Source organism: Comamonas nitrativorans (genome assembly GCF_042654765.1).
Classification (GTDB): Bacteria; Pseudomonadota; Gammaproteobacteria; order Burkholderiales; family Burkholderiaceae_C; genus Comamonas; species Comamonas nitrativorans.
In genome coordinates this window covers 170198-191938 of the sequence record NZ_JBHSEW010000009.1, presented here as the reverse complement: position 1 = coordinate 191938, position 21741 = coordinate 170198, and the positions used below count along the sequence as shown (strand labels likewise).

Annotated in this window: 19 protein-coding genes; all 19 read left to right on the top strand. The window is 66.1% G+C overall.

Annotated features, from left to right (window positions below; translation table 11 throughout):
* The first annotated feature begins 1 nt into the window (after position 1).
* The 19 genes from ACFO3A_RS11600 (at position 2) to ftsA (ending at position 21738) form a co-directional block, all read left to right on the top strand.
* Complete coding sequence (locus tag ACFO3A_RS11600; protein ID WP_377726485.1) at positions 2-232, top strand: hexameric tyrosine-coordinated heme protein; 231 nt, start codon at positions 2-4, stop codon at positions 230-232.
* 152 nt (positions 233-384) lie between these two features.
* Complete coding sequence (locus tag ACFO3A_RS11595; protein WP_377726483.1) at positions 385-1443, top strand: CobW family GTP-binding protein; 1059 nt, start codon at positions 385-387, stop codon at positions 1441-1443.
* Between the two features lie 393 nt (positions 1444-1836).
* Positions 1837-2331, top strand: a complete 495-nt coding sequence (dksA, locus tag ACFO3A_RS11590; protein ID WP_377726481.1) for an RNA polymerase-binding protein DksA — start codon at positions 1837-1839, stop codon at positions 2329-2331.
* A gap of 37 nt (positions 2332-2368) precedes the next feature.
* The gene (locus ACFO3A_RS11585) at positions 2369-3967 is read left to right on the top strand and encodes an STAS domain-containing protein (protein WP_377726479.1); all 1599 of its coding nucleotides are present in this window, start codon (positions 2369-2371) and stop codon (positions 3965-3967) included.
* Between the two features lie 53 nt (positions 3968-4020).
* A complete protein-coding gene (hslV, locus tag ACFO3A_RS11580) occupies positions 4021-4590 on the top strand; it encodes an ATP-dependent protease subunit HslV (protein ID WP_377726477.1) in 570 nt (189 codons plus the stop codon).
* A 53-nt stretch (positions 4591-4643) separates the two neighbouring features.
* A complete protein-coding gene (gene hslU, locus ACFO3A_RS11575; protein ID WP_377726476.1) occupies positions 4644-5966 on the top strand; it encodes an ATP-dependent protease ATPase subunit HslU in 1323 nt (440 codons plus the stop codon).
* Between the two features lie 113 nt (positions 5967-6079).
* On the top strand, positions 6080-7009 hold the full coding sequence (gene rsmH, locus ACFO3A_RS11570) for a 16S rRNA (cytosine(1402)-N(4))-methyltransferase RsmH (protein WP_377726474.1): 930 nt from the start codon (positions 6080-6082) through the stop codon (positions 7007-7009).
* A 10-nt stretch (positions 7010-7019) separates the two neighbouring features.
* Positions 7020-7298, top strand: coding sequence for a cell division protein FtsL (gene ftsL, locus ACFO3A_RS11565; RefSeq protein WP_377726473.1), 279 nt, complete (start codon positions 7020-7022; stop codon positions 7296-7298).
* Positions 7295-9037 carry a peptidoglycan D,D-transpeptidase FtsI family protein gene (locus ACFO3A_RS11560; RefSeq protein ID WP_377726507.1) on the top strand — a complete coding sequence of 581 codons (1743 nt, stop codon included), beginning with the start codon at positions 7295-7297 and terminating at the stop codon, positions 9035-9037. Before ftsL ends, ACFO3A_RS11560 begins: the two co-directional genes overlap by 4 nt.
* Positions 9034-10512, top strand: a complete 1479-nt coding sequence (locus tag ACFO3A_RS11555) for a UDP-N-acetylmuramoyl-L-alanyl-D-glutamate--2,6-diaminopimelate ligase (RefSeq protein ID WP_377726472.1) — start codon at positions 9034-9036, stop codon at positions 10510-10512. Before ACFO3A_RS11560 ends, ACFO3A_RS11555 begins: the two co-directional genes overlap by 4 nt.
* Positions 10513-10518: 6 nt before the next feature.
* Positions 10519-11916 carry a UDP-N-acetylmuramoyl-tripeptide--D-alanyl-D-alanine ligase gene (locus ACFO3A_RS11550; RefSeq protein WP_377726471.1) on the top strand — a complete coding sequence of 466 codons (1398 nt, stop codon included), beginning with the start codon at positions 10519-10521 and terminating at the stop codon, positions 11914-11916.
* A complete protein-coding gene (mraY, locus tag ACFO3A_RS11545; RefSeq protein ID WP_377726468.1) occupies positions 11910-13088 on the top strand; it encodes a phospho-N-acetylmuramoyl-pentapeptide-transferase in 1179 nt (392 codons plus the stop codon). The genes ACFO3A_RS11550 and mraY overlap by 7 nt, the downstream gene beginning before the upstream one ends.
* Before the next feature lie 64 nt (positions 13089-13152).
* Positions 13153-14883, top strand: coding sequence for a UDP-N-acetylmuramoyl-L-alanine--D-glutamate ligase (gene murD, locus ACFO3A_RS11540; protein WP_377726466.1), 1731 nt, complete (start codon positions 13153-13155; stop codon positions 14881-14883).
* Complete coding sequence (ftsW, locus tag ACFO3A_RS11535; protein WP_377726464.1) at positions 14883-16178, top strand: putative lipid II flippase FtsW; 1296 nt, start codon at positions 14883-14885, stop codon at positions 16176-16178. The genes murD and ftsW overlap by 1 nt, the downstream gene beginning before the upstream one ends.
* Positions 16178-17248 carry an undecaprenyldiphospho-muramoylpentapeptide beta-N-acetylglucosaminyltransferase gene (gene murG / locus ACFO3A_RS11530; RefSeq protein ID WP_377726462.1) on the top strand — a complete coding sequence of 357 codons (1071 nt, stop codon included), beginning with the start codon at positions 16178-16180 and terminating at the stop codon, positions 17246-17248. Before ftsW ends, murG begins: the two co-directional genes overlap by 1 nt.
* Positions 17245-18675, top strand: a complete 1431-nt coding sequence (gene murC / locus ACFO3A_RS11525) for a UDP-N-acetylmuramate--L-alanine ligase (protein WP_377726461.1) — start codon at positions 17245-17247, stop codon at positions 18673-18675. Before murG ends, murC begins: the two co-directional genes overlap by 4 nt.
* Positions 18672-19643: a D-alanine--D-alanine ligase gene (locus ACFO3A_RS11520; protein WP_377726460.1), complete on the top strand. Its 972-nt coding sequence runs from the start codon at positions 18672-18674 to the stop codon at positions 19641-19643. Before murC ends, ACFO3A_RS11520 begins: the two co-directional genes overlap by 4 nt.
* Before the next feature lie 6 nt (positions 19644-19649).
* The gene (locus ACFO3A_RS11515; protein ID WP_377726459.1) at positions 19650-20507 is read left to right on the top strand and encodes a cell division protein FtsQ/DivIB; all 858 of its coding nucleotides are present in this window, start codon (positions 19650-19652) and stop codon (positions 20505-20507) included.
* Between the two features lies 1 nt (position 20508).
* A complete protein-coding gene (gene ftsA / locus ACFO3A_RS11510) occupies positions 20509-21738 on the top strand; it encodes a cell division protein FtsA (protein ID WP_377726458.1) in 1230 nt (409 codons plus the stop codon).
* Positions 21739-21741 lie beyond the last annotated feature (3 nt).

The window sequence follows — 21741 nt, the reverse complement described above, 5'->3', positions numbered from 1 at the left end:
CATGGCCGATACCTGGTTGCCTTCCCTGATCACCGCCACCCCGCAAGAGGGTTTCGAGCTGGCCATCACCCTGAGCCGCCGTGGCGTCAAATACACCCAGCCCGACGCCGAGGTGCTGCACAAGCTGCGCCCCGAATATGCCAACGACCACGCCGCGCTGACGGCGGCCTCGCAGGTCGTGGCCACCAACTTCCAGACCGTGGCTGCGGCAAACAATTACTGGCGCGGCTGATGCTTTATTAAAAATAGCTGTTTGCGCTTGATATACAAGGGTTTCAGATATAAATCATTCTGAAATCCTTTGTATGTAAGCGCAAGCAGCTATTGCTTTCTCCGCTGTGCCTGATCGGGCACGGCGGTTTTGCTTTTTGAAGGTGTTTTTCCATGGCTTTGATTCCCACCACCATCCTCACCGGCTTTCTCGGCGCGGGCAAAACCACGCTGCTCAAACGCATCCTGAGCGAGGCCCACGGCATGAAGATTGCCGTCATCGAAAACGAATTCGGCGAAGAAAACATCGACACCGACATCCTGAAAACCGAATCCAAGGAACAAATCCTGCAGATGAGCAACGGTTGCATCTGCTGCACCATCCGCGAGGATTTGCGCGACACCCTGCAACTGCTGGCCGCCAAGCGGCGCAAGGGGTTGGTGGATTTCGAGCGTATCGTCATCGAAACCACCGGCCTGGCCGACCCCGGCCCTGTGGTGCAGACCTTCTTCATGGACGACGAAATCGCCGAGACCTATCTGGTCGATTCCATCCTCACCGTGGTCGATGCCAAGCACGCGCAGCAGCAGCTCGACGAGCGCCAGGAAGCGCGGCGGCAGGTCGGGTTTGCCGACCAGATCTTCCTGTCCAAGACCGACCTCATCAGCGCCGAGGCGCAGGACGCGCTGATTCATCGTTTGAAGCACATGAACCCCCGGGCGCCGATCGAGGCCGTGCATTTCGGCCAGGTCGACCTGAAGCAGGTGCTGGACCTGCGCGGCTTCAACCTGAACGCCAAGCTCGAAGTCGATCCCGACTTCCTGCAGGACGACGACCACGGCCACTGCGATCACGATCATGACCACCATCACGGCCATGACCATGACCATGAACACGGTGCGCACTGCCACCACCCGCACCACCATCACCACGACGACGATGTGAAAAGCTTCGTCTACCGTGCCAATCGCCCGTTCAACCCGGCCAAGCTGGAGGATTTTCTGGGCGCAATTGTGAATATTTATGGCCCGCGCATGCTGCGCTACAAGGGCGTGCTGGACATGCAGGGCACCGACCGCAAGGTCATCTTCCAGGGCGTGCATCAACTGATGGGCAGCGATCTGGGGCCGCAGTGGGCCGCCGACGAGGTGCGCGAAAGCCGCATGGTGTTCATCGGCATCGACCTGCCGCAGGACATCCTGCGCCAGGGGCTGGAGCAAAGCCTGGTCTGAACCGGCCCGGTGCGCCGCCAATCCTAGGGACTTCCCGAAGGGCGGCAGATTTGCCCGCGTGCCGGCGTGCGATATAAAGCCAGCCTTGTTATGGAGGTCGATACAATCGCGCCCCGATAGCGCCAGGGGCCTAAGAACGTGTTTACGATCTCGGCGCGGGTGTGCAGTCGCGGCTTCGGGCGCTCTGCGTCGTTGCAAATCCTCGCCATAGCACCCTATGGCTGCGGTTTGCACCTAGCAGCCCATCCCGATCCGCTTCCCGCACCCCTTCGCGCCGAGATCGTAAACACGTTCTAAGCGTCAGCGGGGCCCGATGCGCAGCAGTGCTGATGCTGCTGCGCTTTCCTTCAACCCCGGCAGCCCTGGGCTGCCACTGTTGCGATTCAGAACACTATGACGACGACCACTGCAGCGATCACCTCCGTGGTGACCAAACGCGATCCCAAGCTGGCCAACAACTGGAAAAGCAAGCCCGTTGAGGAACTCAGCGATGCCGAGATCGTGGCCATGCCCGACAGCGAATACATGAACGACACCCAGCTGGCGTTCTTTCGCCTGAAGCTCGTCAAGCTCAAGCAGGACATGCACGCCAATGCGGGCGAAACCGCCGAAAACCTGCGCGAAGACACCGTGGTGGTGCCCGACCCGGCCGACCGCGCCACTATCGAGGAAGAGCACGCCCTGGAGCTGCGCACCCGCGACCGCGAGCGCAAGCTGCTCAAGAAAATCGACCAGTCCATCGCCCGCATCGACAGCGGCGACTACGGCTACTGCGATGAAACCGGCGAACCCATCGGCGTGCTGCGCCTGCTGGCCCGTCCCACCGCCACCTTGTCGCTGGAAGCGCAGCAACGGCGCGAACTCAAGCAGAAAATGTTCGGTGATTGAGCTTTCGCGCCGGACGTGAAGGGCTAGGATGCCCGTCATGAGCAACGAAGCGAACAAAAGCACGGGGTTGCTGTCCAAAGTCCTCGGCCTCGTGCGCGGCAAGGAAGGCGTCCCGCTAAGCGACAGCGGCCTGGCCCCGGACAGCCGCCAGGAGCTGCGTGAGCTGGTCGAGCGCAAGCGCCGCAACCTGGCCGTGCGCCACCAGGAATTTGCCCAATTGCGCCAGCTGCGCCAGCAGGGCAGCGGCCCCGGCGGCACCTGCCTGCCGGTGGCCAGCCAATTGCCCTCCCAGCTCTCCCAGCAGGGGGGCGACCTCAAAAGCACCCAGACCTTGCGCAAGATCGACGTCATCGAGGCGCAAATGTCCCGCCAGTGGTGGGGCGACAAGCTCGGTGCGCCGCCCGGCCCGGCCGACTTGCACCAGGAGGGTCTGCGTCCCCCGGCAGGGCTGGCGTTGCCCGTGCTGCAGGAAGTGGTGCCGGACACCTGTCTTCCTCCCCCCGTTGAACCTGTGCAGGAGCGTCGCGCCGTGGAGTTTGTGCCCCATCCGGACCTGGAAGAACCCGCCATTCTGTTTGCTCATGGCGATGTCCGGGCCGCCCGCACACGGCTGCTGGAGCAGCTCTCGCAGGCATTGGGCCAGCCAGCCGCCGATGCCGCCGCTGTCGCCCGGCTATGGCATGCGGCCCTGGATCTGTGCCGTGCCACGGGGGATGAGGAAACCTTCGAGCCCCTGGCCATCGATTACGCCGCCCACTTCGGCCAGTCGGCACCGTTGTGGACTTCGCTGCCCGGGCAGCTGGGGCTGCCGCCTTTGCTCGGGGGCGTCTTGCCGGGTGCTGCCGCTGCGCCTGCCGACGAGCGCAAAAGCCAATGGCAAAGCCCGGCCGGGGTGACGGCCAGCACCGTGGCGGCGCTGCAGGCCACCGTCAGCCGCGCTGCGCCGCCATGGTGCCTGTCGTGGCAGCGCCTGCACAGTATCGACGAGGCGGCCTTGCCGCCCCTGACGGCCTTGCTGCACCGCTGGGCCGACGCCCCGGGGGACTATGCCTGGTCGTATGCCGGGAGGCTGCTGCAACTGCTGGCCCGGCATACCGTGGCGCAGAACCCGCAGGTCAATCCCGAATGGTGGCTGCTGCGCATGGCCGTGCTGCGCTTCCTGCACCGCATGGAGGAGTATGACGAGGTGGCAGTCGAATACTGCATCGCCTACGAAGTCTCGCCCCCGTCCTGGCAGGCGCCGCGGCACCAGTGTCTGGTGGAAGAAGACGGTGAACTCGATCCGACCACCGTCCACGACACGCTGGCGCTGGCCGAAAAGGCGCCGGTGCCGCCCGGCGGGGTGGCGGCTGTCCCGGTGCAGGGCGAGGGGCTGTGGGGTGTGCTGGACGGCGAGATCGACGCCTGCCTGCAGGCCCTGGAAGCCAAGGCCGTTCCCGGCCAGCCCCTGGAGGTCGATTGCAGCCTGCTCATCCGCCTGGATTTTGTCGCTGCCGGCGGGCTGCTCAACTGGGCCGCCCAGATGCAGGCCAAGGGCGTGGCGCTGCGCTTTACCCACCTGCACCAGCTCACGGCCGCATTCCTGACCGTGCTGGGCGTGCAGGAACACGCCCAGCTGCTGCTCCAGTCCGTGTGATTTTTTTCGGCCGGCCCTTGCAATCGGGCCGCCGGGTGCCACATGCCGTAGCTATGGAACAGTTTCACGGCACCACCATCATCAGCGTACGGCGGCAGACGCCGCAGGGCCTGGAAGTCGCCATCGGCGGCGACGGCCAGGTCACCCTCGGGCACATCGTCGTCAAGGGCAGCGCCCGCAAGGTACGCAAGCTCTACCACGGCAAGGTTCTGGCCGGCTTCGCCGGGGCGACCGCCGATGCCTTCACCCTGTTCGAGCGTTTCGAGGCCAAGCTGGAAAAGCACCAGGGCCACCTCATGCGGGCGGCCATCGAGCTGACCAAGGACTGGCGCACCGACCGCGTGCTGCGCAAGCTCGAAGCCATGCTGGCCGTGGCCGATGCCAGCGCCTCGCTCATCATCACCGGCAATGGCGACGTGCTGGAGCCGGAGCAGGGCATCGTCGCCATCGGTTCGGGCGGCGCGTATGCGCACTCGGCGGCCAAGGCGCTGCTGAACCATACCGACCTGGGTGCCGAGGCGATCGTGAAGAAATCGCTGGAAATTGCCGGCGAGCTGTGCATATACACCAACATGCACCACACCATCGAAACCCTGCCCGTCGAGGCTAATTCTCAAAAATAAGAGCTGCTTGCGCTTTCTGTATAAGCACTAGTGGCCATTTTTATGGATAAACCATGTCGTCCATGACCCCCCAGGAAATTGTCAGTGAACTCGACCGCCACATCGTCGGCCAGCAGGGCGCCAAGCGTGCCGTGGCGATTGCCCTGCGCAACCGCTGGCGCCGCCAGCAGGTCGACGAGGCCCTGCGCCCCGAGATCACGCCCAAGAACATCCTCATGATCGGCCCCACCGGCGTGGGCAAGACCGAGATTGCCCGCCGCCTGGCGCGGCTGGCCGATGCGCCCTTCATCAAGATCGAGGCCACCAAGTTCACCGAGGTGGGCTATGTCGGCAAGGACGTGGACGCCATCATCCGCGACCTGGCCGAGGTGGCCGTCAAGCAGGCCCGCGAAGCCGAGATGAAAAAGCAGCGCATCCGCGCCGAGGATGCCGCCGAGGAGCGCGTGCTGGACGTGCTGCTGCCCCCGGCCCGCACCCACGACGACACCCCGCCCACGGACAACGCCACGCGCCAGGTATTCCGCAAGAAACTGCGCGAAGGGCAACTGGACGACAAGGAAATCGAAATCGACCTGCTCGACACCCGCCCGCAGGTGGAAATCATGGGGCCGCAGGGCATGGAAGAAATGGCCGAGCAGTTGCGCGGCATGTTCAACCAGATGGGCATGGAGCGGCGCAAGACGCGCAAGCTCAAGATCAAGGAAGCGCTCAAGCACCTGATCGACGAGGAAGCGGCCAAGCTGGTCAACGAAGACGACCTGAAGGCTCGCGCCATCGACAACCTGGAGCAAAACGGCATCGTCTTCCTGGACGAGATCGACAAGGTGGCTTCGCGCCAGGAAGGCGGCGGCGCCGAAGTCTCGCGCCAGGGCGTGCAGCGCGACCTGCTGCCGCTGGTCGAGGGCACCACGGTGAACACCAAGTACGGCATGGTCAAGACCGACCATATCCTGTTCATCGCCTCGGGGGCGTTTCACCTGTCCAAGCCCAGCGATCTGATTCCCGAGCTGCAGGGGCGTTTTCCGATCCGCGTGGAGCTGGACAGCCTGTCGGTGCAGGACTTCGAGGCCATCCTGACGCAGACCCACGCCAGTCTGGTCAAGCAGTACCAGGCTCTGCTGGCCACCGAGGGCGTGACGCTGGAGTTCACCCCCGAGGGCATCGTCCGCCTGGCGCACACGGCGTTCACGGTGAACGAGCGCACGGAAAACATCGGCGCCCGCCGTTTGTCGACGGTGATGGAGCGGTTGCTCGACGAGGTCAGCTTCGATGCCGTCAGGCACCAGGGCCAGACCGTGGTGATCGACGCGGCCTACGTCGATGCCCGGCTGGAGCAATTGAGCAAAGATGAAGATTTGTCACGCTACATTTTGTAAGAGCGTGTTCTAAGGCATAGCGGGCGCCTCCGGGCGAAGCCGTCGCTTAAAATCCTGACCCTCTGGTTTCCACGTACCAGAGGGTTTGTCGTTTTCTCACCAAGGCTGCTGTTTTGAATCCTCCACCGCTTGAACACGTTACGGTTTTGCGCAATGAAGCGGTGCAGGCCTTGCTGGCCGACAGGGGGCCGCAGCCCGTCGGCACCTGGGTCGATGGCACCTTCGGGCGCGGCGGGCATTCCCGGCTGCTGCTTGCGCAGCTGGGGCCGCAGGGGCGCCTGATCGCCTTCGACAAAGACCCGCAGGCCATTGCCGAGGCCGCCCAAATCCAGGACGAGCGTTTCAGCATCCGGCACGAGGGCTTTTGCCATATGGCCGAGCTGCCGCCGGCCAGCGTGGCGGGCATTCTGCTCGACCTGGGCGTCAGTTCCCCGCAGATCGATACGCCGCAGCGCGGCTTCAGCTTCCGTTTCGATGGCCCGCTGGACATGCGCATGGACACCACGCGCGGCATGAGCGTGGCCGACTGGCTGGCGGATGCCGAGGTGCAGCAGATCACCGACGTCATCCGCAACTACGGCGAGGAGCGCTTTGCCTTCGCCATTGCCAAGGCCATCGTCGCCCAGCGCGAAGCCCAGGGGCCGTTGCAGACCACGGCGGAACTGGCCAGTCTGGTCGCCCGCGTGGTGAAAACGCGCGAAGCAGGGCAGAACCCGGCCACGCGCACCTTTCAGGCGCTGCGCATTTTCATCAATGCCGAGTTGCAGGAGCTGGAGCAGGCGCTGGCCGCCAGTTTGCAGGTGCTGCAACCGGGCGGGCGGCTGGCCGTCATCAGCTTTCATTCGCTGGAAGACCGCATCGTCAAGCAATTCATGGCCGAGCATTCCAAAGAGGTCTACGACCGGCGCATGCCGCTGGCCGCGCCGCAGCCGATGCGGTTGACGGCGGTGCAGCGCATCAAGCCCGGCGCAGCCGAAGTGGCGGCCAACCCCCGCGCCCGCAGCGCCGTGATGCGCGTGGCGCAGCGCACCGACGTGGCGTAAGAGGGCGGGAATGCTGCGCATCAACCTGCTGTTGCTGCTGGCGGTGATCGTCAGTGCTCTGTACCTGGTGCAGACCCAGTACGCATCGCGGCGCCTGTTCACCGAACTCGACCAGACCATCACCAAGGGCCGCCAGCTGGAGACGGAGCGCGAGCGGCTGCAGGTCGAGCAGCGGGCGCAGTCCGCCCCCGGGCGCATCGAACACCTGGCCCAGCAGCAGGGGTTGCAGGCCGCCACCCCGGCGATTACGGCCTACGTGCGCGACAACCGGGGGGTGGGGGAGCACTGATGCGCAGCGTGACCTATGGCACCAGCCCCCTGCTGGCGCACAAAACCCAGCTCTGGCGCAGCCGCCTGGTGATGATGCTGGTGGCCGGCGGTTTTCTCGGGCTGGCCGGGCGGGCGGCGTATGTGCAGCTCATCGGCAACGATTTTTTCCTGCGCCAGGGCGAAGTGCGCTTTGCCCGCACCATCGAACTGGTGGCCAACCGCGGGCGCATTCTGGACCGCAACGGGCTGATTCTGGCCTCCAGCGTGCCGGCGGCCAGCATCTGGGCCATTCCCGAAGACATCGATCTTGACGATGGCGAAATTACCGCCAAGCTGCCGCAACTGGCCAAGCTGATGGACATGCCCCTGGCGCAGCTGCGCCAAAGGCTGGATTCGGACAAGTCCTTTGTCTGGCTCAAGCGCCAGCTCGATTGGGACGTGGGCCTGCAGATCAAGGCGCTGGGCGTCAAAGGCATCCACCAGACGCGCGAGTACAAGCGCGAATACCCCGAGGGCGAGGCGGCGGCCCACGTCGTCGGCTTCACCAACGTGGAAGACCAGGGCCAGGAGGGCATGGAGCTGGCCTTTGAAAAAGACCTGGCCGGCCAGGCCGGTTCGCGCCGCGTCATCAAGGACCGTCTGGGCCGGGTGGTCGAAGGCGTGGGCGAGGAAATCCCGCCCATCGATGGCCGCGACATCCAGTTGTCGATCGACAGCAAGATTCAGTTTTTCGCCTACCAGAAGATCAAGGAACAGGTCATGGCGCACAAGGCCGTGGGCGGCTCGGTCGTGGTCATGGATGCGCACACCGGGGAGCTGCTGGCGCTGGCCAACTACCCCAGCTTCGACCCGTCCAACCGCAAGAAGCTGACCGGCGAGCAGTTGCGCAACCGCGCCATTACCGATGTGTTCGAGCCCGGCTCGACGGTCAAGCCGATCACCGTGGCCATGGGCCTGGAGTCCGGCAAGTACAAGCCCGGCACCCTGATCGACACCACGCCGGGACGCATGACGGTGACCGGCTCGACCATCTCCGACACGCACAACTACGGGGTGCTGACGGTGGAGGGCGTCATCCAGAAGTCCAGCAACGTCGGCGTCACCAAGATTTCCCAGCAGCTCACCGCCCAGCAGATGTGGGAGACGTTTTCCGCCGTCGGCTATGGGCAGAAGCCGCAAATCGCCTTTCCCGGCGCGGCCAGCGGGCGGCTGCGTCCGTACAAAAGCTGGCGGCCCATCGAGCAGGCCACCATGTCGTACGGCTACGGGCTGTCGGCCAGCCTGTTGCAGATGGCCCGTTCGTACACCGTGTTTTCCAACGATGGGCGGGTGATTCCCGCCTCGGTCCTGAAGCTGGAACAGCCGCCGGCGGGCGTGCCGATCTTTTCGGTGAAAACCGCCAATGCCGTGCGCCAGATGCTGGCCCTGGCCACCGGGCCGGGCGGTACCGGGCAGCGGGCGCAGACCCAGGGCTATTCGGTCGGCGGCAAGTCGGGCACGGCCCGCAAGCAGGTCGGCAAGGGCTACGCCGTGGGCAAGTACCGCGCCTGGTTCACCGGTCTGGCACCGATCGAGGAGCCGCGCATCATCGTCGCCGTGATGGTCGACGAGCCGAGCAACGGCACCTTCTACGGCGGCACCGTGGCCGCGCCGGTGTTCAGCACCGTGGTGCAGCACAGCCTGCGCCTGCTGGGCGTGGCACCGGACATGGCCGTGCAGCCGCAAATCGTTGCCAACCCCATAGAGGAATCCTTGTGAGCCATTCACTCCACCATTTATCCGATCTGCCTGCCGCCCTGGCCTGGCTGCGCGAACGTGCCGGCAGCGGGCGCTTGCGCACCGATAGCCGCCAGGTGCAGCCGGGCGACGTTTTCATTGCCTGGCCGGGCGCCGCCGTCGATGGCCGGGCCTTTGTCGCGCAGGCGTTGCAGCAAGGCGCTGCCGCCTGCCTGGTGGAACAGGCCGGGGCGCAGGCGTTTGCCTTTGACTTGGACGATGGGCGCATCGCCAGCTTCACTGGTTTGAAGGCCGCCACCGGCCTGCTGGCCGCGCAGTGGCTGGGCCAGCCCGCGCAGCGCCTGCGGGTGCTGGCCGTGACGGGCACCAATGGCAAGACCAGCACCGCCTGGTGGCTGGCCCATGCGCTGCCGCGCTGCGCCATGGTCGGTACCCTGGGCGTCGGCATGGCCCCGGATTTCGCCAGCACCGGCATGACCACGCCCGACCCGGTGCTTCTGCAAACGGCATTCGCAGATTTTGTAGCGCGTGGCGCAGAGCAGTGCGCGATTGAGGCATCCTCCATCGGTATTGTTGAGCAACGGCTTGCGGGAACAGCTATCGATACTGTAGTTTTCACCAATTTCACGCAAGACCACCTCGACTACCACGGCAGTATGGAGGCCTATTGGCAGGCCAAGGCCCAGTTGTTCGACTGGCCCGGCCTGCGCGTGGCGGTGGTGAATGTGGACGATGTCCAGGGCCGGGAGCTGGCGCAGACCCTGGCCGGACGCCCCGGCTTGGACGTGTGGACGGTCGCCTTGCAACACCCCGCCCGGCTCATGGCGGCGGACATCGTGCATACCGGTCAGGGACTGGCCTTCACGGTGGTCGAAGGGGCGCAGCGCCTGCCCATGCAGACGGCGCTGATCGGCCAGTACAACATCAGCAACCTGCTGGGCGTGCTGGCCACCTTGCGCGGCCAGGGGCTGAGCCTGGAACAGGCCGTGGCCGCCTGTGCCAGCCTGCAGCCCGTGCCGGGGCGGATGCAGCAGATTGCGGAACAAGGCCAGCCCCTGGTGGCGGTGGACTATGCCCATACCCCCGATGCCCTGGTGCAGGCCCTGGCAGCCCTGCGTCCCCTGGCGCGGGCGCGGGGCGGGCGGCTGTGGTGCGTGTTTGGCTGCGGTGGCAACCGCGATGCCCGCAAGCGCCCGCTGATGGGTGCTGCGGCCGAGCAGGGCGCCGATGCCGTGCTGGTGACCAGCGACAACCCGCGCCTGGAAGACCCGCAGGCCATCGTGCAGGACGTGCTGGCCGGGATGCGGCCCGGTACGCCTTGCCAAATCGACCGCGCCGCCGCCATTGCCCAGGCCGTGGCCGCCGCCGATGCCCGCGACGTAATCCTGCTGGCGGGCAAGGGCCACGAGGATTACCAGGACGCCCAGGGCGTGAAACGCCCGTTCTCCGATTTGCAAGAGGCCCGCCGTGCAGTGCAGGCCCGTCAAGGAAAGTAGCTTGCCATGATGACTTTGGCCCAGGCAGCGGCCTGGATTGCCCCGTCCCGGCCCCTGCAGAACGCCGATGCGGGCCGCATCGCCCTCCGGCGCGTGCATACCGACAGCCGCAGCGTGCAGCCCGGCGACTTGTTCGTCGCTCTGCGCGGCGAACGCATGGATGCGCACGATTTTCTCGCCCAGGCCCAGGCAGCCGGCGCGGTGGCTGCCGTGGTGGAGCCGGGCCGCAGCCTGCCCGGCCTGCCCTGCATCGAGGCGGCGGACACCACCGCCGCCCTGGGGGCGTTGGCCGCAGGCTGGCGTAGCCAGTTCAGCCTGCCGCTGATCGCCGTCACCGGCAGCAACGGCAAGACCACCGTCACGCAGATGCTGGCCAGCATCCTGACCGCCGCAGCGGGGGAGGGCGGCTTTGCCACGCGCGGCAATTTCAACAACGCCATCGGCGTGCCCCTGACCCTGCTGCGCCTGACCGGCCAGCACCGCCTGGGCGTGGTCGAGCTGGGCATGAACCACCCCGGCGAGATTGCCGAGCTGGCCCGCATCGCCCGGCCCACCGTGGCGCTGGTGAACAACGCCCAGCGCGAGCATCAGGAGTTCATGCACACCGTGCAGGCCGTGGCCGAGGAAAACGGCAGTGTGCTGGGCCTGCTGCCGCCCGACGGCGTGGCCGTGTTCCCGGCAGACGATGCCTTCACGGCGCTGTGGCGCAGCCTGGCCGGGCCGCGCAAGGTGCTGACGTTTGGTGGCACGGATGCCGATGTGCAAGTCCCCACGGCCATCTGGCAGGGCGACGGCTGGCAGGTGGAAATCGCCACCCCGGCGGGCGCTTTCGCCACCCGCCTGCACATTGCCGGGCGGCACAACGTGCGCAATGCCCTGGCAGCCACGGCCTGCGCCCTGGCGGCGGGCGTGCCGCTGGCGGCCATCGCCCAGGGCTTGCAGGACTTTGTGCCGGTACAGGGCCGCAGCCGGGCGCTGGCCCTGCTCTGGCAGGGGCGTACCGTGGCGCTGGTGGACGACACTTACAACGCCAACCCCGATTCGGTGCAGGCGGCGATTGCTGTGCTGGCCGAACTGCCCGCCCCGCGCCTGCTGGTGCTGGGCGATATGGGCGAGGTGGGCGACCAGGGTCCGGCCTTCCACGCCGAGGTGGGGGCCAGCGCCCGCGCCGCTGGAATTGACAAGTTGATCGCCCTTGGCCCCCAAAGCCAGGGCGCGGTGGCCGCATTCGGCCCCGCAGGCTGGCATGGCAGCGACATGGCGGCGGTGCAGGTCGCAGTGCAGGCCGCAGTGCAGGCCGGTGCAGCCAGCGTGTTGGTCAAGGGTTCGCGCAGTATGCGCATGGAACAGGTGGTGCAGGCGCTGCAAGCGGCCAGCACCGAGCAGGGAGCAGCAGTATGTTGATTTGGCTGGCCCAGTGGTTGCAAAGCGTGCAGCCGGACTGGACGTTTTTGCGCGTGGTGCAGTACATCACCTTCCGCGCCGTGATGGCGGCGATGACCGCCTTGCTCATCGGCCTGTGGATCGGCCCCAAGGCCATCCGGATGCTGACGGCGCTGAAAGTCGGCCAGCCGATTCGCGGCTACGCCATGCAGACGCACCTGGTCAAAAGCGGCACGCCGACGATGGGCGGGGTGCTGATTCTGTTTTCGATCGCCGTCTCCACCCTGCTGTGGTTCGAGCCGGACAACCGCTTCGTCTGGACGACGCTGATCGTCACCCTGGGCTTTGGCGCCATCGGCTGGGTGGACGACTGGCGCAAGGTGGTCAATAAAGACCCCGAGGGGATGCGCTCGCGCGAGAAGTATTTCTGGCAATCCATTATCGGCCTGCTGGCCGCGCTGGCGCTGGTGTTCAGCATTTCCGAAAGCAGCAATGGCCGGGCGCTGGAGCTGTTCGTCACCTGGGTGCAGTCGGGCTTTTCGATGGACTTGCCGCCGCAGGCCGGGCTGATGCTGCCCTTCTTCAAGCAGGTCAGCTACCCGCTGGGCGTGCTGGGCTTTGTCGTGCTGACCTATCTGGTCATCGTCGGCGCCAGCAATGCGGTGAACCTGACCGACGGGCTGGACGGTCTGGCCATCATGCCGGTGATTCTGGTGGCCGCCTCGCTGGGTATTTTTGCCTACGTCACCGGCAGCAGCACCTATGCCAAGTACCTGCACCTGCCGCACATCCCCGGCACGGGCGAGCTGCTGGTGTTCTGCGGCGCGATGGCCGGGGCGGGGCTGGCCTTTCTGTGGTTCAACGCCCATCCGGCGCAGATCTTCATGGGCGACGTGGGGGCGCTGGCCCTGGGCGGGGCGCTGGGCACCATTGCCGTCATCGTGCGCCAGGAGATCGTGCTGGCCATCATGGGCGGGATTTTCGTGCTGGAGGCGCTGTCCGTCATGTTCCAGGTGGCCTACTTCAAATACACCAAGAAGCGCTACGGCGAAGGGCGGCGGCTGCTCAAGATGGCCCCGCTGCACCACCACTTCGAGAAAAGCGGCTGGAAGGAAACCCAGGTCGTCACGCGCTTCTGGATCATCACCATGCTGCTGTGCCTGATCGGCCTGTCCACCCTCAAGCTGCGGTAAACCGATCATGACCCAGGATATTGAAAACATAGCTTCTTGCGCTGATGAAGCAACGATTTCAGATATGAAAGTATCTGAAACCATTGAACAGAAAGCGGAACAAGCTCCTGAAAATACCAAGCTGACGGCAGCCAGCGATGCCGCCGCCTTCGTCGCCCAGATTTTTCAGGACGAGGACGCCGCCGCGCAGGCCGCTGCCCCCGCTGCCGATGCGCAGACCGACCTGCCGCTGGCCCCGGCGGAACTGCCCCCCGTGCCTGCCGCGTGGCCGCAGGCTGCCGACCAGCACCTGCACGGCCAGCGCGTGCTGGTGCTGGGCCTGGGCGCGTCCGGGCTGGCCATGGCCCGCTGGTGCGCCCGCGCCGGGGCGCAGGTCACGGTGGCCGATACCCGCGCCGCACCGCCGCAACTGGCGGTATTGCAGGCGCAGTTGCCCGAGGCCCGCTTCATCGCCGGGCCGTTCACCGCCGAACTGATTGCCGGGCAGGGCGTGACCAGCGTCTACCGTTCCCCCGGCCTGGCCCCGCACGATACTGCCCCGGTACTCGACGCTGCCCGCGCCATCGGCCTGCCGGTGGGCGGCGAGCTGGACTTGTTCGCCCGCGCCCTGGCGGCGCTGGCCCGCCAGCACGGCTATGTGCCCAAGGTGCTGGCGATTACCGGCACCAACGGCAAGACCACCGTCACCGCGCTCACCGGCCAGTTGCTGGAACATGCGGGCCTCACGGTGGCCGTGGCCGGCAACATTGGCCCCAGCCTGCTCGACACCCTCACCCAGCGCATCGCCGCGCAGGACTTGCCCCAGGCGTGGGTGCTGGAGCTGTCCAGCTTTCAGCTCGATGGCGTGCAGGACTTCGCCCCCACCGCCGCCGTGGTGCTGAACATCACGCAAGACCATCTGGACTGGCACGGTAGCATGGCGGCCTATGCGGCGGCCAAGGCGCGGATTTTCGGTGCCGAGGGCTGCATGGTGCTGAATCGCCAGGACTGCGCCGTCATGGACATGCTGCCCGCCCCCGTTCAGGCCAAAGGCAAGGCCAAGGGCAAGGGCGGCAAGCTGCAACCGCGCTGGCATGTCACCTTCGGCAGCAACCTGCCGCAGCAGCCGGGCGACTTCGGCCTGGAAGAAGTGAACGGCATGCGCTGGCTGGTGCGTGCCCACGACGAGGCCGGGCCGGACGGCAGCCTGTACCTGCAACGCCTGCTGCCCGCCGATGCCCTGCGCATTCGCGGCCTGCACAACGCCTGCAACGCCCTGGCCGCGCTGGCCCTGGCCCAGGCGGCGGGCTGCCCGCTGGCGCCGCTGCTGTATGGCCTGCGCGAATACCGGGGCGAGCCGCACCGGGTGCAGTCCATCGGCGTGGTCGAGGGCGTGGAGTATTTCGACGACAGCAAGGGCACCAACGTCGGCGCGACGGTGGCCGCCCTGCACGGGCTGGGGCCGCAGCAGCGCATCGTGCTGATCCTGGGCGGCGTCGGCAAGGGGCAGGACTTCGCCCCGCTGGCCGACCCCATCGCCCAGTACGTGCGGGCCGTGGTGCTGATCGGGCGCGATGCCCCGCACATCCGCCAGGCGCTGGCCCACTGCGGCGTGACGCTACACGATGCTGCCGACCTGCCCGGCGCGGTGCAGCTGGCCCGCGCCCAGGCGCAATCCGGCGATGCGGTGCTGCTCTCGCCCGCCTGCGCCAGCCTGGACATGTTCCGCGACTACGCGCACCGCGCCGAAGTGTTCGTCGCCGCCGTGCAGGCGCTGGCCGAGGACGCCGGGCAGGTGCTGGAAGCGGGCGGCTGATGGCCAGGCAAACCGCCACCCAGGCCGCCGCGCCCAGCCGGCCCCGTTCGCTGCGCCAGCGGGTTGCTGGCTGGCTGCGCGGCCCGCAGGACAAGCCGGTGGACGTGCTGCCCGTGCGCGTGGGCGATGCCCAGTACCGCAGCAAGGCGCTGCCGCCGACGGTGCTGGGCCTGGACCAAAGCCTGATCTGGGTGGTCATCGGCCTGCTGGCCTGGGGGCTGGTGATGGTCTATTCGGCCTCGATCGCCATGGCCGACAACCCGCGCTTCGGCAAAATCCTGCCCTACCACTTCGCCATGCGCCACGCCATCTCCCTGGGCGTGGGCTTTGTCGCCGCGCTGCTGGCCTTCCAGATTCCGATGGAGCGCTGGGAGAAGATGGCGCCGCGCATCTTCCTGCTGGCGCTGGTCTTGCTGGTGATCGTGCTGATTCCCCACGTCGGCGTTTCCGTCAATGGCTCGCGGCGCTGGCTGTCGTTGGGGGTGATGAACTTCCAGCCGTCCGAGCTGGCCAAGTTCGCCGTGCTGCTGTACGCCGCCGACTACATGGTGCGGCGCATGGACGTGAAGGAACGCTTTTTCCGCGCCGTGCTGCCCATGGCCTTTGCCGTGCTGCTGGTGGGCGTGCTGCTGCTGGCCGAGCCGGACATGGGCGCCTTCCTGGTGATCGTCATCATCGCCATGGGGATTCTGTTCCTGGGCGGGGTCAATGCCCGCATGTTCTTCGGCATGGGCGCCCTGGTGGTGGGAGCCTTCGTGCTGATGATCGCCACTTCGCCCTGGCGGCGCGAGCGCATCTTCGCCTACCTCAACCCCTGGGACATGGAACATGCTCTGGGCAAGGGCTACCAGCTCACGCACGCGCTGATCGCCATCGGGCGCGGCGAATTTTCCGGCGTCGGCCTGGGCCGCAGCGTGGAAAAGCTGCACTGGCTGCCCGAGGCGCACACCGACTTCCTGTTCTCGGTGATCGGCGAGGAGTTCGGCTTCGTCGGCCTGATGGTGCTGATCTTCGCCTTCTACTGGCTCATGCGACGCATGACCGAGATCGGGCGCGAGGCGATCATCCTCGACCGCGTCTTCTCCGGCCTCGTGGCCCAGGGCGTCGCCATCTGGATGGGCTTTCAGGCCTTCATCAACATGGGCGTGAACCTGGGCGCCCTGCCCACCAAGGGGCTGACGCTGCCGCTGATGAGCTTTGGCGGATCGGCCATATTATTCAATTTGATAGCTGTTGCCGTTGTCCTGCGTGTGGATTACGAGAACAAAGCATTGCAAAGCCCCAGGAGAGCGTGATGAGTGCTACACAAAAAACTGCCTTGGTCATGGCCGGCGGCACGGGCGGGCACATCTTCCCCGGTCTGGCCGTGGCCCAGGCCCTGCGCGAACAGGGCTGGCGCGTGCATTGGCTGGGGGCGCCCGGCAGCATGGAAGAGCGCCTGGTGCCGCCCCAGGGCTTCCCCCTGGAGAAAATCGACTTTTCCGGCGTGCGCGGCAAAGGGCTGCTGACGCTGGCGCTGCTGCCGCTGCGCCTGCTCAAGGCCTTTGCCCAGGCCTGGGCCGTGGTGCGGCGCGTGCGCCCGGACGTGGTCATCGGACTGGGCGGCTACATCAGCTTTCCCGGCGGCATGATGGCCACCCTGGCGGGCAAGCCGCTCATCCTGCACGAGCAGAATTCGGTGCCCGGCATGGCCAACAAGGTGCTGACCAACGTCGCCAGCCGGGTGTTCTGCGCTTTCCCCGATGCCTTGCCGGGGGCGCAGTGGGTGGGCAACCCCTTGCGCCAGGCGTTTCTGGAACAGGCGCCGCCTGCCGAGCGTTTTGCCGGGCGCAGCGGCCCGTTGAAAATCCTGGTCGTCGGCGGCAGCCTGGGGGCCAAGGCGCTCAACGACACCGTGCCGCAGGCGCTGGCCCTGATTCCGCCGGAACAGCGCCCGCAGGTGCTGCACCAAAGCGGGGCCAGGCAGATCGACGCCTTGCGGGCCAGCTATGCGACGGCGGGCGTGGAGGCCGAACTCACCCCCTTCATCGACGACACCGCCCAGGCGTATGCGCAGGCCGACCTCATCCTCTGCCGCGCCGGGGCCAGTACCGTCACCGAGATTGCCGCCGTCGGCGCGGCCGCCGTGTACGTGCCCTTTCCCCATGCGGTGGATGACCACCAGACCACCAATGCCCGCTTCCTGGTCGATGCCGGGGGCGGCTGGCTGGTGCAACAAAGTGCATTAACCCCCGAAAAACTCGCGGACATGATTCAAAATATGCAGCGCTCCACGTTGGTGGAGACTGCACAAAAAGCCAAAATGATGGAAAAACGAGAAGCCACCGCCGCCGTGCTGGCCGCCTGTGAGGAACTGGCCCGATGAAGCACGCCATTCAACATATCCATTTCGTCGGCATCGGCGGCTCGGGCATGAGCGGCATTGCCGAGGTGCTGCACAACCTGGGCTACACCGTCTCCGGCTCCGATCTGGCCGACAGCGCCACCTTGCAGCGCCTGCAGGCCCTGGGCATCCGCACCTTTGTCGGCCACGCTGCCGAACACATCGACGGCGCCCAGGTGCTGGTCACGTCCACCGCCGTCCATGCCGACAACCCCGAAGTGGTCGCCGCCCGCGAGCGCAAAGTCACCGTCGTGCCCCGCGCCCTGATGCTGGCCGAGCTGATGCGCTTCAAAACCGGCATCGCCATCGCCGGGGCGCACGGCAAAACCACCACCACCAGCCTGGTGGCCAGCGTGCTGGCCGAGGCCGGGCTGGACCCCACCTTCGTCATCGGCGGACGGCTGAACAGCGCCGGCGCCAACGCCAAGCTGGGCCAGGGCGATTACATCGTGGTGGAGGCGGACGAGTCCGATGCCTCCTTCCTGAACCTGCTGCCGGTGATGGCCGTGGTGACCAACATCGACGCCGACCACATGGATACCTACGGGCACGACTTTGGCCGGCTCAAGCAGGCCTTTCTCGATTTTCTGCACCGGATGCCGTTCTATGGCCGGGCCATCGTCTGCACCGACAGCCCCGCCATCCGGGACATCCTGCCCCAGTTGGCCCGCCCGGTCACGACCTACGGGCTGGCCGAAGGCGTGCAGGTGCGGGCCGTCGATGTGCAGGCCGACCGTGGCCGGATGATGTTCACCGTGCTGCGCCAGAACGGCAAAAGCTATCCGCCCCTGCACGTCACCCTGAATTTGCCGGGGGAACACAACGTGCTGAACGCCCTGGCGGCAGTCGCCGTTGCCATGGAGCTGGAAATCGACGATGCTGCCCTGCTGCGGGCGCTGGAAAGCTTCAAGGGTGTGGGGCGGCGCTTTCAACGCTACGGCGATTTGCCCTGCCCGGGCGGAACCTTCACCGTGATCGACGATTACGGCCACCACCCGGTGGAAATGCAGGCCACGGTGGCGGCGGCCCGCGGGGCCTTCCCGGGGCGGCGGCTGGTGCTGGCCTTCCAGCCGCACCGCTATACCCGCACCCGCGATTGCTTCGAAGACTTCGTCCAGGTGCTGGGCCAGGCCGATGCCGTGCTGCTGGCCGAGGTCTACCCCGCCGGGGAAGAACCCATCCAGGCTGCCGATGGCCGCGCCCTGGCCCGGGGGCTGCGCGTGGCGGGCAAGGTCGAGCCGGTATTTGTCCCGGACATCCGGGAAATGGCCCGCACCATCGTAGACAATGCCCGCCCGGGCGACGTGGTGTTCACCATGGGGGCGGGATCGGTGGGTGCAGTGCCTGCGCAGGTGGTGCAACTGCTCTCGGAAAACAAGCAGGAAGCGCAGATAGGGTTTGGCTTATGACGCAAAAAGATCAAAAAATTGCAACCACCGCCTTTGGCAAGGTGGCGGTGTTGATGGGCGGCAGCTCCTCGGAGCGGGAAGTCTCCCTGATGTCCGGCCAGGGCGTGCTGCAGGCCTTGCGCTCGCAAGGGGTGGATGCCCATGCTTTCGACCCGGCGGAGCAAGATTTGTGCGCCCTGAAAGCCCAGGGGTTCGAGCGCTGCTTCATCGCCCTGCATGGCCGCCATGGCGAAGACGGCACGGTGCAGGGTGCTTTGGAGCTGCTGGGCATTCCGTACACCGGTTCGGGCGTGATGGCCTCCAGCATGGGCATGGACAAGGTCATGACCAAGCGCATCTGGCGCTTTGAAGGCCTGCCCACCCCCGATTGGCGCATGGTGGCCAGCGTGGCCGAAACCGAGGCGGCTTTTGCCGCCATCGGCAGTCCGATGATCGTCAAGCCGGCCCGCGAAGGCTCGACCATCGGCCTGACCAAGGTGACGACTTTGGAAGAATGCGCCCAGGCCTATGCCCTGGCCGCCCGCTACGACCCCGAAGTGCTGTGCGAACAGTTCATCGCGGGCGATGAAACCACCTGCCCGGTGCTGGGCACCGGCGCTGCCGCCCAGGCGCTGCCGGTCATCCGCATCGTTGCCCCGGACGGCAATTACGACTACCAGAACAAATACTTCACCGATACCACCCAGTACCACTGCCCCAGCGGCCTGCCGCCGCAGGAGGAAGAAGCCATCCAGCGCATGGTGGAAAAAGCCTACCGCACCCTGGGCTGCCGGGGCTGGGCGCGGGCCGACGTGATGATCCGCGCCAGCGACCGCCAGCCGTTCCTGCTGGAAATCAACACCTCGCCAGGGATGACCGGCCATTCCCTGGTGCCCATGGCGGCACGCGCCCAGGGCATCAGCTACGAGGCGCTGTGCCTGCGCCTGCTGGCCACGGCAACGCTGGACAGCGCAGGCCCGGAGGCGTGACGGCCGATGCGCGAACTGCCCGCACCGCTGGATGTTCGCCTCATGAACGTGACGGCTTCGTTCATGTTCGGGGGGGCGTGCATTCTCGTCCTGGTGCTGGTGGTCGGGTGGGCTTTGCGCCACCCGGTGTTTTCCATTGCCCGTATCGTGGTCGAAGGGGAACTGGTGCATAACAACGCCGTCACCCTGCGGGCCAATGTGGCCCCGCATCTGGCGGGCAATTTCTTCACGATCGACCTGGGGCAGGCCCAGGAGGCGTTCGAGCAGGTGCCCTGGGTGCGCAAGGCCCAGGTGCGCCGGGCCTACCCGAACAGCCTGAGGGTCTTGCTGCACGAGCATGTGGCCCAGGCGTATTGGGGCGAAGCCTCGGGGGCGGCCATGGTCAATACCCTGGGGGAAGTGTTCGAGGCCAATCTGGGCGAGCTGGAGCGCGAAGGTATGCCGCGCCTGGACGGGCCGCAGGGTTCGGCCCCCCAGGTGCTGCGGATGTTCTATGCCCTGGAGCCGCTGTTTGCTTCCCTGGAGCTATCGGTCGATGCCCTGACGCTGCGGGATCGGGGCAGTTGGCTGCTGGTATTGGACAATGACGCCCGTATTGAGCTGGGCAGCGGCACGCCGGAGCAGGTCTTGCAGCGCACACAGCGCTGGCTGCGCACGGTACGGACGGTGTTGCAGCAATACCAGCGCTCGGCCAATGCTATAGAGTATGCGGATTTGCGCTATGCCGACGGGTACGCCTTGCGCCTGCGGGGGGTCAATACAATTTCGCCTGCTGCGGCACAGGCGCTGGCGCAGCGCCAGGCAGCAGCGGCGAAGAACGCAGCCAATAGTCCAAAAAATCGAACTGCAGAGGGCAGACACTGAAATGGCAAGAGAATACAAAGATGTGGTGGTCGGGCTGGATATCGGCACTTCCAAAGTCATGGCAGTGGTGGCCGAAGTGGTGCCCAGCGGGGAGCTGAAACTTGCCGGCCTGGGGGTGGCGCCGAGCAACGGGCTCAAGCGCGGGGTCGTCGTGAATATCGAGGCGACCGTGCAAAGCATTCAGCAGGCCTTGAAAGAGGCTGAACTGATGGCCGACTGCAAAATCCAGCGCGTGCATACCGGAATTACCGGCAGCCACATCCGCGGCCTGAACCAGAGCGGCGTGGTTGCCATCAAGGACAAGGAAGTCACCCCCACCGACGTGGCGCGGGTGATCGAAACGGCGAAAGCCGTCAGCATCTCTTCCGATCAGCGGCTGCTGCTGGTCGAGCCCCAGGAATTCGTCATCGACGGCCAGGACGTGAAAGAACCGATCGGCATGAGCGGTATCCGCCTGGAAGCCAAGGTACATATCGTCACCGGCGCCCAGAGCGCAGCAGAAAACATCATCAAATGCGTGCGCCGCTGTGGCCTGGAGGTGGAGCAGTTGCTGCTCAATCCCCTGGCCGCCAGCCAATCCGTGCTGACCGACGATGAACGCGAACTGGGCGTGGTGCTGGTGGACATCGGTGCCGGGACGACCGATGTGGCCATCTTTACCGGTGGCGCGATTCGCCATACGGCCGTGATTCCGATTGCCGGCGATTTGATTACCAGCGACATCGCCATGGCCCTGCGCACCCCGACCAAGGATGCCGAGGACATCAAGGTGGAAAGCGGTTTTGCCAAGCAGTCCCTGGCCGACCCGGAAGCCCAGGTGGAAGTCCCCGGCCTGGGCGATCGTGGCCCGAGGATGCTGGGCAAGCAGGCACTGGCCGGAGTGATCGAACCCCGCGTGGAAGAAATTTTCTCTCTGGTACACCAGGTTATCCGCGAGTCCGGCTACGAGGAAGTGCTCTCGTCGGGCGTCGTCATTACGGGCGGCAGCTCGGTGATGCCGGGCATGGTGGAGCTGGGCGAGGACATTTTTCTCAAGCCGGTGCGCCGGGGCGTGCCCAAATATGCCAGCGCTTTGGCCGATATGGTGGCCCAGCCACGTTCGGCCACGGTGATGGGTTTGCTGGAAGAAGCCCGTCTGGCCCGCTTGCGCGGTTTCAAGGTGGCACAAAAAAGTGGCTCGATGAAGACCGCTTTAGGTCGTTTTCGGGACTTTATTGTGGGAAACTTCTAACTA